The sequence below is a fragment of the Ruegeria sp. HKCCD7255 genome (assembly GCF_013031565.1).
GTDB lineage: Bacteria > Pseudomonadota > Alphaproteobacteria > Rhodobacterales > Rhodobacteraceae > Ruegeria.
Genome location: NZ_WQAG01000002.1, coordinates 254,589 through 270,415, shown reverse-complemented (window position 1 = coordinate 270,415; position 15,827 = coordinate 254,589). Strand labels below are relative to the sequence as shown.

At 58.6% G+C, this 15,827-nt stretch carries 13 protein-coding genes; 10 read left to right on the top strand and 3 right to left on the bottom strand.

Features of this window, described 5'->3' with window-relative positions; translation table 11 throughout:
- Positions 1-9 precede the first annotated feature (9 nt).
- Complete coding sequence (locus GOX45_RS05040) at positions 10-2,097, top strand: ABC transporter ATP-binding protein (RefSeq protein WP_171098633.1); 2,088 nt, start codon at positions 10-12, stop codon at positions 2,095-2,097.
- 81 nt (positions 2,098-2,178) lie between these two features.
- Here GOX45_RS05040 and GOX45_RS05035 read toward each other — a convergent pair whose 3' ends face one another.
- Entirely contained in the window at positions 2,179-2,757 is a 579-nt protein-coding gene (locus GOX45_RS05035) for a lytic transglycosylase domain-containing protein (RefSeq protein WP_171098630.1), read from the bottom strand.
- Positions 2,758-2,963: 206 nt separating this feature from the next.
- Here GOX45_RS05035 and ssb point away from each other — a divergent pair, with 206 nt between their 5' ends.
- Together ssb and GOX45_RS05025 are read left to right on the top strand one after the other, a co-directional pair.
- Positions 2,964-3,455 (top strand): single-stranded DNA-binding protein, encoded by a 492-nt coding sequence (ssb, locus tag GOX45_RS05030; protein WP_171098629.1) that lies wholly within the window; start codon positions 2,964-2,966, stop codon positions 3,453-3,455.
- A gap of 18 nt (positions 3,456-3,473) precedes the next feature.
- Positions 3,474-4,544 carry a site-2 protease family protein gene (locus GOX45_RS05025; protein ID WP_171098627.1) on the top strand — a complete coding sequence of 357 codons (1,071 nt, stop codon included), beginning with the start codon at positions 3,474-3,476 and terminating at the stop codon, positions 4,542-4,544.
- A 9-nt stretch (positions 4,545-4,553) separates the two neighbouring features.
- On the opposite strand, the gene aroB is transcribed toward GOX45_RS05025, so the two are convergent.
- A complete protein-coding gene (aroB, locus tag GOX45_RS05020) occupies positions 4,554-5,666 on the bottom strand; it encodes a 3-dehydroquinate synthase (RefSeq protein WP_171098625.1) in 1,113 nt (370 codons plus the stop codon).
- Entirely contained in the window at positions 5,667-6,254 is a 588-nt protein-coding gene (locus GOX45_RS05015) for a shikimate kinase (RefSeq protein ID WP_171098623.1), read from the bottom strand.
- A 79-nt stretch (positions 6,255-6,333) separates the two neighbouring features.
- Between GOX45_RS05015 and GOX45_RS05010 the strand changes: the two genes are divergently transcribed.
- From GOX45_RS05010 to GOX45_RS04980, 7 genes are all read left to right on the top strand, one after another.
- A complete protein-coding gene (locus GOX45_RS05010; RefSeq protein WP_171098621.1) occupies positions 6,334-6,483 on the top strand; it encodes a hypothetical protein in 150 nt (49 codons plus the stop codon).
- A complete protein-coding gene (locus GOX45_RS05005) occupies positions 6,473-7,993 on the top strand; it encodes a hypothetical protein (protein WP_171098619.1) in 1,521 nt (506 codons plus the stop codon). Before GOX45_RS05010 ends, GOX45_RS05005 begins: the two co-directional genes overlap by 11 nt.
- Positions 7,994-7,995: 2 nt before the next feature.
- Positions 7,996-8,949, top strand: coding sequence for a tyrosine recombinase (locus GOX45_RS05000; RefSeq protein WP_171098617.1), 954 nt, complete (start codon positions 7,996-7,998; stop codon positions 8,947-8,949).
- A 63-nt stretch (positions 8,950-9,012) separates the two neighbouring features.
- Positions 9,013-10,320 (top strand): HlyC/CorC family transporter, encoded by a 1,308-nt coding sequence (locus GOX45_RS04995; RefSeq protein WP_171098616.1) that lies wholly within the window; start codon positions 9,013-9,015, stop codon positions 10,318-10,320.
- Positions 10,321-10,482: 162 nt separating this feature from the next.
- Complete coding sequence (locus tag GOX45_RS04990; RefSeq protein ID WP_171098613.1) at positions 10,483-12,900, top strand: FAD-dependent oxidoreductase; 2,418 nt, start codon at positions 10,483-10,485, stop codon at positions 12,898-12,900.
- Positions 12,901-12,931: 31 nt separating this feature from the next.
- Positions 12,932-13,525, top strand: coding sequence for an NTP transferase domain-containing protein (locus GOX45_RS04985; RefSeq protein ID WP_171098612.1), 594 nt, complete (start codon positions 12,932-12,934; stop codon positions 13,523-13,525).
- 757 nt (positions 13,526-14,282) lie between these two features.
- Positions 14,283-15,719, top strand: coding sequence for a DegQ family serine endoprotease (locus GOX45_RS04980; RefSeq protein ID WP_171098610.1), 1,437 nt, complete (start codon positions 14,283-14,285; stop codon positions 15,717-15,719).
- The last annotated feature ends 108 nt before the right edge of the window (positions 15,720-15,827 follow it).

Sequence of the window (15,827 nt, the reverse complement as noted above, 5' to 3'; positions counted from 1 at the left end):
GACGGCAAGATGAACAAAATGGCGGATTATGATGGCCCGATCTTGGAGATCGATAAGCTTTCGATTTCGTTTTTCACCCGGCTGAGAGAAATTCCCGCTGTTATGGATTTCTCGGTAAGCGTGCAGCCCGGTGAGGCTGTCGGGCTGGTCGGGGAATCGGGGTGCGGCAAATCCACCGTGGCTCTGGGCGTCATGCAGGATCTGGGCAAGAACGGTCGCATTGTTGGTGGATCAATCAAGTTCAAAGGCCGCGATCTGGGCGAGATGACCACCGAAGAGCTGCGCGACATTCGCGGCAATGAGATCGCCATGATCTATCAGGAACCGATGGCCTCGCTGAACCCGGCGATGAAGATCGGCAAGCAGTTGATGGAAGTGCCGATGATTCACGAGGGTGTCGGCGCGGAAGAAGCCTATGCCCGCGCGTTGGAGGTTGTCACCGATGTGCGCCTGCCCGACCCCGAGCGGATGCTGAACTCGTTCCCGCATCAATTATCTGGTGGTCAGCAGCAGCGGATCGTAATCGCGATGGCGCTGATGTCAAAGCCTGCGCTTTTGATCCTGGATGAGCCGACAACCGCGCTGGACGTGACGGTCGAGGCCGCCGTGGTCGAACTGGTCAAGGATCTGGGCAAGAAATACGGCACCTCGATGCTGTTTATCTCGCACAACCTGGGTCTGGTTCTGGAAACCTGTGACCGGCTGTGCGTGATGTATTCGGGTGAAGCGGTCGAGCGCGGCTCGATCAAGGATGTGTTTGACGATATGCAGCACCCCTATACTCAGGCGCTGTTCCGGTCGATCCCGTTGCCTGGGGCAGACAAGAACGCGCGTCCTCTGGTGGCAATTCCGGGCAACTTCCCCCTGCCCCACGAGCGCCCACCGGGATGCAATTTTGGTCCGCGCTGCGACTATTTCGAAGAAGGGCGCTGCGACGCCAAGGACATTCTGATGGAGGCCGTGCCGGGCAATGATCGCCACCACACGCGCTGTCTGAAGTTCCAGGAGATTGATTGGAACGCGCCGATCACCGTGGGCGAGCAGAAAGAAAAGGCCGAGATCGGCCGGACAGTTCTGAAGATGGACAACCTCAAGAAATATTATGAGGTAGCTGCGAACGCCCTGTTCGGTGGGGGTGCGACCAAGGTGGTAAAGGCCAACGAGACCCTCAGCTTTGAGGCGCATGAATCCGAGACACTGGCCATTGTGGGTGAATCCGGTTGTGGCAAGTCGACTTTCGCCAAGGTGTTGATGGGGTTGGAGACGGCCACCGATGGCCAGATCCTGCTGGACAATCGCAATATCGAAGCGGTGCCGATTGAGGAGCGCGACGCCAAAACCGTGGGCGAAGTGCAAATGGTGTTTCAGAACCCCTTTGACACGCTGAACCCGTCGATGACGGTGGGCCGTCAGATCATCCGGGCGTTGGAAATCTTTGGCGTCGGAGAGTCCGAGGCGGACCGAAAGAAACGGATGCTTGAACTGTTGGATCTGGTCAAGCTGCCCCGCGCCTTCGCTGATCGCATGCCACGTCAGTTGTCGGGTGGGCAAAAACAACGTGTGGGCATCGCCCGAGCCTTTGCCGGGGATGCGCGCATTGTGGTGGCTGACGAGCCGGTCTCGGCCCTCGACGTATCGGTGCAGGCCGCTGTGACAGATCTGTTGATGGAAATCCAGCGCGAGCAGAAAACCACGCTGCTCTTCATCAGCCACGACCTGTCCATTGTACGCTATCTCAGCGACCGGGTGATGGTCATGTATCTGGGCCATGTGGTCGAGTTGGGCACAACCGATCAGGTCTTTGCCCCGCCCTATCACCCCTATACCGAAGCGTTGCTGAGCGCGGTTCCAATTGCCGATACCTCTGTCGAGAAACAGCATATCGTGCTTGAGGGCGATATCCCGTCAGCCATGAACCCGCCGCCGGGTTGCCCGTTCCAGACACGCTGTCGCTGGAAATCCGAAGTGCCGGACGGGCGCTGCGAATCTCATGTCCCTCCGGTACAGACCCTAGCGGATGGCCATCAGGTCAAATGTCACCTCTCTGAGGACATCCTGGCGCGCATGGAGCCGGTGATCAAAGTCGCGGCAGAGTAAGGGCAAATAAGGCCGGTTTTCAGACCGGCCTTTTCCCACAAAAATCCAACACTGCGTTGAAATCGCATTGGTCTGGCGCGGTTAGCTGCCCCAGATCACCCGCACATAGTTCTGGGTTTCTTTGTATGGGGGAATGCCACCATATTTCTCAACCGCTTTCGGGCCTGCGTTATAGGCGGCCAATGCCAGTGGCCAGGATTTGAACTTGCGATATTGCCAGGACAGATACCGCGCCCCGCCTTCAAGGTTCTCAAGCGGATCATGAGGGTTCACACCCAAAAGCCGAGCGGTTTGCGGCATCAGTTGCGCCAACCCTAGCGCACCCTTGTGCGATACGGCTTGCGGGTTCCAGCCGCTTTCCTGCTGAACCAAACGCAAAAACAGCTCTTCAGGAACATTGTGCTGGCGGGCGAATTTGCGCGCGTGTTCAAGATATTGGCCTTTGTAGTTGCCGTTGTATCTTTGAACCAAGGCGCTGCGTTGCGTTTTCGGCTTCAGCCGTTCGGAGTCGCGATATTGGCTTGCGGCCCTGCCATCGAGCACTTTGGACTGTTTCAGAAATATGTCCTTGCGGCTTTTGCTGGACAAGGTTTGCGCGTGCGCAATGACCGTTGTCATGCACAGGGCCAGGACAGAGAACCCGCCAACCAGATACCGCATCAAAGCTATTCCTGCTCGCTCAAAAACTTCGTGGATTATAGGTATCGCTGCTGAAAATGAAAGCATGGTTAAGCGATCGCTAAGATTTTGCGGTTCACAGTTGCCTGATGAACCAGTGTTTCAACAGCGCTTCAGGCCGTATAGGGTCAGAGCGGAAAAACGCGCCAGATTCGGGCGCGATGAGACAAAACAGAACGAGGGAAGTTATGGCGGGCTCAGTCAACAAGGTCATTTTGGTTGGAAATCTCGGCCGAGACCCAGAGGTTCGGTCTTTCCAGAATGGCGGCAAAGTATGCAACCTGCGCATTGCCACATCCGAGAACTGGAAAGACCGCAACACCGGCGAACGGCGCGAACGCACGGAATGGCATTCGGTTGCGATCTTCTCGGAACCGCTGGCCCGCATCGCCGAGCAATATCTGCGCAAGGGCAGCAAGGTTTATATCGAAGGCCAGTTGGAAACCCGCAAATGGCAAGACCAGTCCGGCCAGGATCGCTATTCGACCGAAGTAGTTCTGCGCCCTTATCGTGGTGAGCTGACTTTGCTTGACAGTCGAGGTGGCGAAGGTGGCGGCGCGTCGGGCGGCTATGGCGGCGGCGGACAGGCCGGTGGTGGCTATGGCGACCCTTACGGCGCGCCGTCCAGCGCCCCTGCACCCGCGTCGGGCGGGATTGATGACGACGAGATCCCGTTCTAACCCAAACGGAGACGATCAATGGCATGGTCCTTCTCACTCGGCCGCGTGCTCGGCTCAGAGCTGAGGGTCCATGTCACTTTCTTTCTGCTGCTGGCCTGGGTTGGTTTCGCTGCTTATTCCAGCGGTGGGATATCGGCGACAATCAATAATCTGATTTTTGTACTGGCCTTGTTCGCTTGCGTTGTAGCGCATGAATTTGGCCATGCGCTGATGGCGCGCAGATACGGTATCCGCACCCCTGACATCACGCTTCTGCCTATTGGCGGCCTGGCCCGTTTGGAACGATTGCCGGAAAAGCCCGTACAAGAGGTTCTGGTGGCGCTGGCCGGCCCTGCCGTGAACGTTGCCATCTGGCTTGTATTGATTGTGCTGGGCGCGCGCATGCAGCCCGATACCCTGTCCCAGATCGACCAGCCCCATGTCGCTTTGTTGAACCGGCTGGCCTATGTCAATCTGGTCCTCGCGCTGTTCAACCTGATCCCGGCCTTTCCGATGGATGGCGGGCGGGTGTTTCGCGCGCTGTTATGCCTGAAGATGGACCGTGTGAAAGCCACGCGCATCGCCGCTTTTGGTGGTCAGATGGTGGCCGTCGGCTTGGGTTTTCTGGGTCTGACAACGGCTAATCCGGTTTTGGTCCTGATCGCCGTTTTTGTCTTTATCGCAGCAGGTTCCGAAAGCCAGGATGTCGCCATGCGGACCATCGCCCGCCGTGTCATGGCCCGTGACGCGATGATCAGCAGCTATCATGCGCTGACCCCCGAAGACACTTTGACAACAGCTGCCCAGGCAGTCATCCACACCACACAGCACGAATTTCCGGTTCTGGATCACAACGGAGACCTGTTGGGGTTCGTCACCCGCAACCGCCTGTTTGCCGCGCTGGCGGAGGAAAGCCCACGGTCGGCCCCGGCGACGTCGATCATGGAGACCGACATCCCGAGGGTCGCATTAACAATAGAACTCGACACAGTATTGGACAAGCTGCACAGGGGTGCTGCGGCCATCGCTGTGTGCACCAAAGCCGGGCATATGGTCGGCTATATCACCCTCGAAAACATCGGCGAGTTCATGGTGATCCAAGGGCGTTAGAGAGGATCCTCAGCGCACAGCCAAGGCGTCTTCGAGAACTTTCAGAACCGTCTCGCGGGGTACATCCGCTGTCACAAATGCCTGCCCAATCCCGCGTGCCAGGATAAAGCGCAACTGCCCATCGATCACCTTTTTGTCCTGCGCCATCAGGTCAACAAGCGCCTCGGCACCCGGAAGATCGCCGGGGATATCGGCCAGGTCGGTCTTCATACCCATGGTCTTCAGATGCGCCCGGACGCGGCTTGGGTCTTCCTGCGAACACAGGCCAAGCTGCGCCGAAAGCTCAAAGGCCAGCGCACAGCCCACCGCCACGCCTTCACCATGCAGCAGCCGGTCAGAATACCCGGTCGCGGCCTCAAGCGCATGACAGAATGTGTGCCCCAGGTTCAAAAGCGCGCGGTCGCCCTGTTCGGTCTCATCCCGAGCAACGATGTCGGCCTTCATCTGGACAGAGCGTGTGACTGCCTGAACACGTGTGGCCATATCTCCGGCCGAGAGCGCGGGGCCGTTTCGTTCGAGCCACTCAAAGAAATCGGAATCGCCCAGCAGCCCGTATTTCACCACTTCGCCATAGCCCGCCAGAAAATCGCGGGCTGTAAGTGTGCCCAGAACCGAAGTGTCCGCCAACACCAGCGACGGTTGATGGAATGCGCCGATCAGGTTCTTACCTTGCGGCGCATTGATCCCTGTCTTGCCACCGACCGAACTGTCGACCTGCGCCAGCAGAGAGGTCGGGATCTGTACAAAACGCACACCGCGCCGCAACACTGCCGCGGCAAAACCCGCCAGATCGCCGATGACACCGCCGCCAAAAGCGACAACCACGTCGCGGCGCTCGATCTTTTCGGCCAGCAACCATTCGACCGCGCGTTCGAAATGTGGCCAGCTTTTGGTATTTTCCCCCGCTGGCAAAGCCAAAGAGTTCATCTCGATACCGGCTGAGGCCAAGCCGTCGCGCAGCGCCTCCAGATGCAGGCTTGCGACAGTTTCATCCGTCAACACAGCAACTCGCGGGCGCGGCAGCAAGGGCGCGATCCGGGTACCGGCCTGAGCCAGAAGGTCCGGGCCGATCTTAACGTCATAAGAGCGCGCGCCCAGGTCTACATGTACGGTTTGATGCATTTAGGTTCGTTCCAATACGTCCGGGCGCGTAAGCAGAGATCTCAGGACCCGGTCAACCATGTCTTCGATGGCCGTATCTCCGTCAGATTCGGCGATCAGATCGGCCTGCTCATAAATCGGCACGCGGGCCTCGTACAGCGCACGCAGGGTGGCATAGGGGTTTTCAGTACGCAGCAATGGGCGCGTATCCTTGTGGCGCACCCTGTTCCACAATACCTCCAGATCCGCGCGCAACCAGACGGACACGCCACGCTCGGTGATCATATTTCGGTTCTTTTCCGTCAGGAAAGCGCCGCCACCGGTGGACAGAATGCCCTTCTTTTCGCTCAGCAAACGGCCAATCACCTGGCTTTCCTTGGCACGAAAAAAGGCCTCTCCGTCCCGCGCAAAGATCTCGGGTATGGTCATATTCGCCGCCGATTCGATCTCGGCATCGCTGTCAAGAAACGGAACGCCCAACCGAGCCGCCAAAGCGCGCCCCACAGCGGTCTTACCGGCCCCCATCATGCCCACCAAAACAACGGTTTTGTGTAGGCTATAAGACGGCGCCAACTCGACACTGGACGTATTATGCTTAAATTCGCTCATTTCATCGTGAATGACGTGATCTTGAGGAAAATGCCAGTTATAACTTGGTCAAAACCAAAAATAGAGGCAGCGTCGAACAATGGGCCGTTTGTTAAAATTTCTGCTCTACGTCATATGTCTGGGGTTCATCGGGCTGGTGGGCTATGCCTATGTCGGCCCCTTTTTCGGTGTCGACTTTTCAGCGCCGCAAACTGAAATACGAGAGCCGGTCACCCTGGATGCAGATTAAACCTGCCTTGCTGGCGATTGTTTTGGCCGGACCGGCGCAGGCACAGCAACCGCTTTCGGCGATTGACTGGCTGACCGCCCAGCCCGAGAACCTGCCCGGCACAGTGTTGTTAGAACCGCCTGTCGCGCTAGAAGGTGGGCAGCCTTCGATCGAGGTCGTGCCACTGGAAACGCTTTCACCCCCCGTGGGGCTGGTATCATCTTCGGTCACCGGGCTGCCCATAAATCTTTGGCAGAATAGTGACGCGGAACGGCTGGCCGAGCTGTTGCAGCGCGTCCGCGTACGCGAGCATCCGGCTATGCAACGGTTGCTGTTCACGCTGTTATTGACCGAGGCACGCCCTCCATCGAACAGCGACAGCCCAGATAAGCTGCTGTTGGCGCGGCTGGATCGCTTGATGCAATTGGGTGCGGCCGATCCGGCGCAATCGCTGGTTCAACTGGCTGGACCGACCGATAGTTTGGACAGGTTTCAACGCTGGTTCGATGCCACGCTTCTGACCGGGGACGAAGATCGCAGCTGCTCGGCCCTGATCGCGCAACCCGGGCTGTCGCGGGACTATGCCGCGCAGATCTTTTGCAAAGCCAGGCGTGGCGATTGGCCATCGGCAGCGCTGACACTTGAGGCCGCGCATGCGCTTGAGCTTCTGCCAGCAGAGGAACTGGACTTGCTGGATCGGTTTCTCAGCCCTGAATTGTTCGAAGAGGCCGGTTATCTGCCACAACCTGAAGATCCGGATCCGCTGACTTTCCGCCTGTTTGAGGCGATTGGAGAACGTCTGCCCTCGGCCCCGTTGCCGCGCGCCTTTGCAAACGCGGATTTGAGGGATGTCGCAGGATGGAAAGCACAGATCGAAGCCGCCGAGCGACTGACCCGGATCGGCGCGCTGACACCCAATCGCCTGCTGGGGCTTTATACCGACCGGTCCCCCGCGGCCTCGGGCGCGGTTTGGGATCGCGTTGCTGCCGTCCAACGGTTCGAGAAAGCGCTGCAATCGGGTGATACGCAAGCCATCGAGCAGGCCTTGCCCGAGGTTTGGGAACAACTCAGCCGGGTTGGTCTACAGGTACCCTTTGCCGAGCTATTCGCCCAGCGTCTGAGCGCATACCGATTGGACGACCGCGATGTGGAAAACTTGAGGTGGCGCGTTCTTTTGCTGTCAGAGCTTTACGAGGACGCCGCTAAGGTCGCACCCTCTGGCCCCACATCGAACCCGTTCCTGGCGGCATTGGCGCAGGGCGCGCCGGGCCGTGCGCCTTCCCCCTCGCCCATGGCGGACGCCATCGCCGAAGGCTTTGCCTGGTCTGCGCCAATACCGTCCGACATCGACGCCATGCTGAGCAATGACCAACTTGGCGAAGCCATTTTGGAAGCCATGATGCTGTTTGGCCATGGAGCGCGGGGCAATCTGGTTGACCTCACCGCTGCAATTGCCACCTTCCACCGCGTTGGGCTCGAAGACATCGCGCGCCGCGCCTCTCTTCAGGTTCTGATCCTGGGCGGGGCCTGACCATGGCAGCACCGGCCGCACAGCATCAATGGATTTCGACCTTTCTTGAGGCCCAGGCCGCCGAGCTTGGGGCCGCGACCAACACGCTTCTGGCTTATGGTCGAGACCTGAAAGACTTTGCCGACTGGTTGGATAAACATGGCTCCGGCTTTGCCAAAGCCGACCGCGACCAGATTGAAGGTTATCTGATCGATTGCGACACTCAGGGTTTGTCGCAATCAACGCGGGCGCGGCGTTTGTCGGCGATCAAACAGATCTATCGCTTTGCCTTTGAGGAAGGCTGGCGCGACACCAACCCCGCGATCCAGATCAAAGGGCCTGGTCGCCAGAAACGCTTGCCCAAAACGCTGGATGTGGCCGAGGTCGACAAATTGCTGGACGCCGCTCGCCAAACCGGACGCAGCCCCGCTGATCGAGTCCGCAACACCTGCTTGATGGAACTGCTCTATGCCACCGGAATGCGCGTGACCGAACTGGTTTCGCTGCCGGTCTCGTCTGCGCGGGGTGATCCGCACATGTTGCTTGTCTTGGGCAAAGGCGGCAAGGAGCGGATGGTGCCTCTGTCGCCACCCGCGCGGGATGCACTGGCTGAGTGGCTGCGCGCCCGGGATGAGGCTGAAGACGAAGCCGTTGCGAAAGGCAAGCAGCGGTCTCGGTTTCTATTTCCCTCCCGTGGCAAGTCAGGGCATCTGACCCGGCACAGGTTTTTTCTGCTGGTCAAGGAACTGGCCATCAGCGGTGGTGTACCAGCAGAAAAGGTCACCCCACATACCCTGCGCCACGCCTTTGCTACGCATCTTCTGGCCAATGGTGCGGATTTGCGTTCGATCCAGACCCTGTTGGGACATGCAGATGTCGCCACGACCGAGATTTACACGCATGTTCTGGACGAACGGCTGGCGGAACTGGTTTTGGAACATCACCCGCTGGCGAAAGACCCAGACGACAAGGGCTAACCCCTTGATCCAAGGGGGACGCATCCCCATAACGGATGCAGAAACACCAACAACCAAGGACCGATGGAACCCACATCCTCTCTGATCGACGGCGCATTCTGGTTTACCTCAGGCGCTATCTTGCTTTTGCTTTTTCTGTCCGGCTTTTTCTCGGGATCGGAAACCGCGCTGACAGCTTCATCTCGCGGGAAATTGCGCGCCCAGGCCGACAAAGGTTCGCGCGGGGCAAAGAAAGCGCTGGAAATCACCGACGATAATGAACGTCTGATCGGCTCGGTCCTTCTGGGCAATAACCTCGTGAACATTCTGGCGGCCTCGCTGGCCACGGCCTTATTCACCCGGTTGTTCGGTGAAAGCGGCGTGGCGCTTGCGACGCTGGTGATGACCCTGCTGGTGTTGATCTTTGCCGAGGTTCTGCCCAAGACCTATGCCATCACCAATTCGGAAAAAGCCGCCGCAGCGGTGGCCCCGATTATCAGCGTGGTGGTCACTGTCTTTTCACCCATCGTTGCCGCTGTGCGGCTGTTGGTTCGCGGCGTGCTTCGCCTGTTTGGCGTTCAGATCGACCCCGATAGCAACATTCTGGCCGTGCGCGAAGAAATTGCGGGTGCTCTGCAACTGGGCCATTCCGAAGGCGTTGTCGAAAAGGAAGACCGCGACCGTATCCTGGGTGCTTTGGATCTTGGCGATCGTGCGGTCGAAGAAATCATGCTGCACCGCTCGAATATCGAGATGATCGATGCCGACGCCGCGCCCGAGGCAATCCTGAAACAGTGTCTGGAAAGCCCACATACACGCCTGCCCGTGTTTCGGGACGAGCCGGAAAACATCGTGGGTGTCGTTCACGCCAAGGACTTGTTCCGCGCCATGTATGCGCAGGTTGGTGGCAGTGACGGCAATACCGATCGTCTCACCGGCTTTGACATCGCCAAGGTCGCCAACGATCCCTATTTCGTACCGGAAACGACCACGCTTGACGATCAGATGCGTGAATTCCTGCGAATGCACAGCCATTTCGCGCTGGTGGTCGACGAATATGGCTCGCTACGGGGCCTGATCACGCTTGAGGATATTCTGGAAGAGATCGTGGGTGAGATCGCCGACGAATTCGATATCGACGAAGACCTGCCCATCACCCGCACCGAAGACGGACAGTTCTTGGCCGAGGGCGCCATGACCATTCGGGATATCAACCGCGCGATGGACTGGTCTTTGCCCGACGACGAAGCAAATACTTTAGCGGGGCTGGTCATTCACGAAGCTCAGATGATCCCGATCATTGGTCAGGTTTTCTCGTTCCACGGCTTCCGGTTCGAGGTCACCGCGCGCGAGGGCAACCGGATCACCGGGCTGAAAATCCGTCCTTTGTAAAGCCAAGTTGAACTGCGGCAAGCCATGCGCGGCCCGGAGTTACCTGCCGTGCCGCTCGTGGCCCCCATTCGCCCACAGCGATCTACGACATGTTTTGTCGTTTTTCGTCTTGCGCTCTGACCGCCGCCGCGCAGACTGACGCCAACAATATCGGAGAGTTGCATGAAACTTCAAACCCGCGTGGCGGTCATCGGCGGTGGAGTCGTTGGTTGTTCGGTCCTCTATCACCTGACCAAGCTGGGTTGGTCGGATGTTATGTTGCTGGAACGGTCCGAGTTGACCAGCGGCTCGACCTGGCACGCGGCGGGCGGGTTTCATACGCTCAATGGCGACACCAACATGGCCGCGCTGCAAGGCTATACCATTCGTCTCTACAAAGAACTGGAAGAGATCACCGGCATGTCCTGCGGCCTGCACCATGTGGGGGGCGTGACGCTGGCCGACAATCAGGACCGGTTCGACATGCTGCTGGCCGAACGGGCCAAGCACCGGTTCATGGGGTTGGAAACCGAGATCGTTGGCCCCGATGAGATCAAGAAAATCGCCCCGATCACCAACACCGATGGCATCCTGGGCGCGCTCTATGATCCGCTGGACGGGCATCTGGATCCGTCGGGCACCACGCATGCCTATGCCAAGGCCGCGCGGATGGGTGGTGCCTCAATCGAGACCCACTGCATGGTCCACGAAACCAATCAGCGCCCCGATGGGACATGGGATGTGGTTACCAACAAGGGCACGATCCATGCCGAGCATGTAGTTAATGCCGGTGGTCTTTGGGCGCGTGAAGTGGGCGCTATGGCGGGTATCTATTTCCCTCTGCACCCGATGGAACATCAATATCTGGTCACCGACTCGATCCCCGAGATTGAGGCCATCATCGACGCGGGCGGCGAGCATCCGCATGTGATGGACCCGGCCGGTGAAAGCTATTTGCGGCAGGAAGGACGCGGGCTGTGTATCGGCTTTTACGAACAGCCCTGCAAACCCTGGGCGGTTGATGGAACTCCTTGGGAGTTTGGACACGAACTGCTGCCCGATGACTATGACAAAATCACCGACAGTATCGAGTTTGCCTATCGCCGCTTTCCTGTACTGGCCGAGGCCGGGGTGAAATCGGTGATCCACGGGCCGTTCACCTTTGCGCCGGACGGGAACCCACTGGTTGGTCCGGTTCCAGGCGTGCGCAACTATTGGTCCGCCTGCGGCGTGATGGCCGGGTTCAGCCAAGGTGGCGGCGTCGGTTTGACGCTGGCGCAGTGGATGATCGAAGGCGAACCGGAACGCGATGTCTTTGCCATGGATGTGGCGCGGTTTGGCGATTGGATCAGCCCCGGCTATACGCGCCCTAAAGTGATCGAAAACTATCAAAAGCGCTTCAGCGTCGCCTATCCGAACGAAGAACTTCCCGCCGCACGGCCCAACCGCACCACGCCGATGTATGACATTTTCGGCGACATGGGCGCGGTCTGGGGCCAGCAATACGGGCTGGAGGTGCCAAACTACTTCGCCCAAGGGGATGAGCCGGGATATGAAACACCCTCATTCCGCCGCTCGGATGCCTTTGACGCCACCGGGCGCGAGGTGCGCGCTGTGCGCGACGGCGTTGGCATCAACGAGGTCCATAATTTCGGAAAATACCGGGTCTCTGGCCCTGCGGCCCGTGCGTGGCTTGATCACATCATGGCCGGACGCATTCCCAAACCCGGTCGCCTGTCGCTGACACCAATGCTGTCGCATAAGGGCAAGCTTATCGGAGATTTCACCGTTTCTTGCCTGTCAGAGACCGAGTTTCGGCTGACCGCCTCCTACGGCAGTCAGGCGTTTCACATGCGCTGGTTCCTGCAAAACTTGCGGGACGGGGTCGAGGTTGAAAACATCAGTGACCGACTGAACGGGTTTCAGATTGCTGGGCCCAAGGCAACTGACGTTCTGGCAGCCTGCACGCGGGGTGACCTGAGTGACTTCAAGTTTCTGGACGTGCGCCGGATGACGGTGGGCATGACCGACTGTATCGTGCAGCGCGTCAGCTACACTGGCGATCTGGGGTATGAGATCTATTGCGACCCGATGGCGCAACGTCAGCTCTGGTGGACCTTGTGGCAAGCAGGCCAGCCCTTCGGCCTCACCCCGTTCGGTATGCGCGCAATGATGAGCTTGCGCCTGGACAAGTTCTTTGGGTCCTGGATGCGCGAGTTTTCGCCCGATTACACATCCGCTGAAACCGGGTTGGATCGCTTTATCGCCTTCGGCAAAGATGCCCCCTTCATTGGGCGCGCAGTGGCCGAAGCAGAGCGGGACAACGGAGTAGCCCGCAAACTGGTCGCCTTTGAGGTCGACGCCGTAGATGCAGATGTGAACGCATATGAACCCATCTGGCTGGACGGAGCAGTCGTTGGATTCTGCACTTCGGGTGGATACTCTCACTATACCGGCAAGTCGGTCGCAATGGGTTTTGTTCCGACCGAACGCGCCGTAGATGGCACCAAGGTCGAGATCGAGATATTGGGGCAGATGCGCCCGGCCAAGTTGATCTCAGATCCGTTGTTTGATGCGGATGGCGCGCGTATGCGGGGATGACATCCCGCGCTCTTGGCGGCATGGTCCGGGTATGACCTCAATTCCCATCATCCTTCTGGCGGCAGGGCGCTCCAGCCGCATGCGTGGTGAGGACAAGCTGATGCAACAGGTCGATGGCATACCTCTGTTGCGTCGAACCGCACAGCGAGCTTTGACCGTTGGGCCGGTGATCGCCGCCCTGCCCCCGCAACCGAACCCACGTTACGCCGCGCTGAACGGGCTGGATGTGCAGACCGCCGAAATCCCCAACGCGGCTGAGGGCATGAATGCCAGCCTGCGCGGCGCGTTAGAGCATGTAGGTCCTGACGCGTCCGCTGTGATGATCCTGCTGGCAGATCTGCCCGATCTGACCGCCACCGATATCCAAAGAATTTGCGACTGCGTAAAGACCCACCCCGACAAGCTGATCTGGCGCGGCGCAGACCAGCACGGTGCGCCGGGTCATCCGGTGGTTTTCCACCAAGACCTTTTGCCCGAGCTTTTGACCCTGACGGGTGACACAGGCGCGCGCAGTGTTCTGGAACACCACAAAGACCGCTTGCACCTTGAACCCCTGCCCGGACGGCATGCCACGTTGGATCTGGACACACCCGAAGACTGGGTCGCTTGGCGCGAGGATCGCTAGGCTTAGTTCAAAACTAAAACGACCCGGTCAAAACTGACCGGGCCGTCGCCCAAAGCAAGACTACCACTTTCACCTATTCCAAAAGCGCCGTCAGAAAGCAGCCACAGCTCTCCGAACGAACACTGCCGAACCTAAACAAGACCCCCTCGTTAACAAGCAGCTCAGCGCCCTGGGTAACTAACAATGCCGTCGACACCCCCTAGTGTCTAAGGCCCCCCTCGATTGGGCATCCCTATCGTCACTGATCCGACCATCGCAGACAATGCAAAAATGCTCTAAATCGATTTTTTTAAGGACTTCCGGATGGTTTTTGAGCAACAACGGATATTCGATTATTACCGTTAAAGTTGTGCGGACCCAAATCAAACGCCACCTGCCCTTGATCAGGCATCAAGATCAGCTCCTTATTTCTTTGGTTGAATTGTGTAATTTGAATTTGACACCGAGAAACACCAAAACGAACACAACCTTGAATTGATTTTTTTCGAGACGCGCTGAATCGTTGTCTCTTTGTTGCTAGTCCCGCACCAAAAGGAAGTTTTTGCCGCATAGACACTCAAATGATCAACAATTAGGCGATTCGAGCATCGCTTTTCATCGTGATTCTGGTCTGAAGCGTGCTCAAAGCATCTGCGCGACCTGACAAATTTGGCGAAATTAAGATTTCTTAACAATTTTTCCAGAAATCCCCAACAAAGCGATGCCATCTCCTGCTGCAAGTGCGGACCCAACCGCCAAACACGAAACAGGAGTCATTATGAGCATCCGCAAATCCTCTTTGCTTTTCCCGCGCACAACCGGATGGGTAGGCGCCAGTGCGCTCGGTGCCAGCTTGCTGGCCAGCACGGCGATCCCCGCCCTGGCTGACGAGGCGCTGGCAGATCTGGTCGAGACCGTACAGCCTTCGGTCGTGACCATTCTGGCCGAGCAAAAGACCGCGCCCACCCCGGCGCAAGGACAGGAATTCAATTTCGAAGGCCACCCGTTTGGAGAGTTCTTCAAGCGGTTTGGTGGACCCGAAGGGTTCAACATGCCCGACCGCGGTCCGGGTCAAGGCCTGGGATCTGGCTTCGTGCTGGATCAGGACGGCTATATCGTCACCAATCACCACGTTGTCGACAATGCCAGCACGGTCACCGTGCGCCTGAACGACGACCGCGAGTTCGAGGCTGAGATCGTGGGTACAGACCCGCTGACCGACATCGCCATCTTGAAAATTGATGCGGGTGAAACTCTGCCTGCAGTCAAGCTGGGCGACAGCGATGAGATCCGCGTCGGTGAAGACGTGGTGGCCATTGGCAACCCGTTTGGCCTGAGTTCGACCGTGACCACTGGCATCGTTTCGGCCAAGGGCCGCAACATTTCCGAAGGGCCCTATGCCGAATTCATTCAGACCGACGCGGCCATTAACAAAGGCAATTCGGGCGGTCCGCTGTTCAACATGGACGGTGAAGTGATTGGCGTGAACTCGGCCATCTATTCGCCCAGCGGAGGATCCGTGGGACTTGGCTTTGCGGTGACATCGAACATCGTCGACTATATCGCAGCCGATCTGCGCGATGATGGCGAGGTCAGCCGCGGATGGCTGGGCGTTTCGATCCAAAATGTCAGCCCGCAACTGGCGGCCGCAATGGGGATCGACACGGCCTCGGGCGCTTTGGTCTCGGATGTGGTTCCCGGCAGCCCCGCCGATGGTATTCTGCAGCAAGGTGACGTGATCGTCTCGTTCAACGATGAAGCCGTGGGCACCAGCAGTGATCTGCCAATCCTGGTGGGGACCACCAAGGTCGGTACCGACAGCACGATCACAGTGTTGCGCAATGGTCAGGAGGAAAGGTTGAACCTGACCATCGGCAAACACCAATCGGCCGAGGCAGCCCCAAATGCCGTGGCCGAGGACAAACTGGCTGATAGCGCTCTGGGTGTGACGGTGGCGCCGTTGACCGAAGCCGCGCGTGCCGAGATGGGTGTGGCTGAAACGGTAGATGGAGTGGTGGTAACCAATCTGAAGCCTGACAGCCCTGCTGCAAAAGCTGGCCTGCAACGCGGTGATGTCATCGTACGGATCGGCAATCAGGACACTTTGACGCCGGACGCACTGCAGACGGCTTTGGACAGCGAAAAGACCGACCCGGCCTTGATGCTGATCAATCGGGGCGGCAATCAGATTTTCGTCGCCGTCGAGATTGCCTGACCCACGCCCAGAGCGCGCCACGTGATGGGGAGATCTGGCGCGCCTACCCCGGGTGCACGGATTGTCCACGTGTCCCCCGGGGCAGCCGGGTGCCGCAGCGGCACCCGG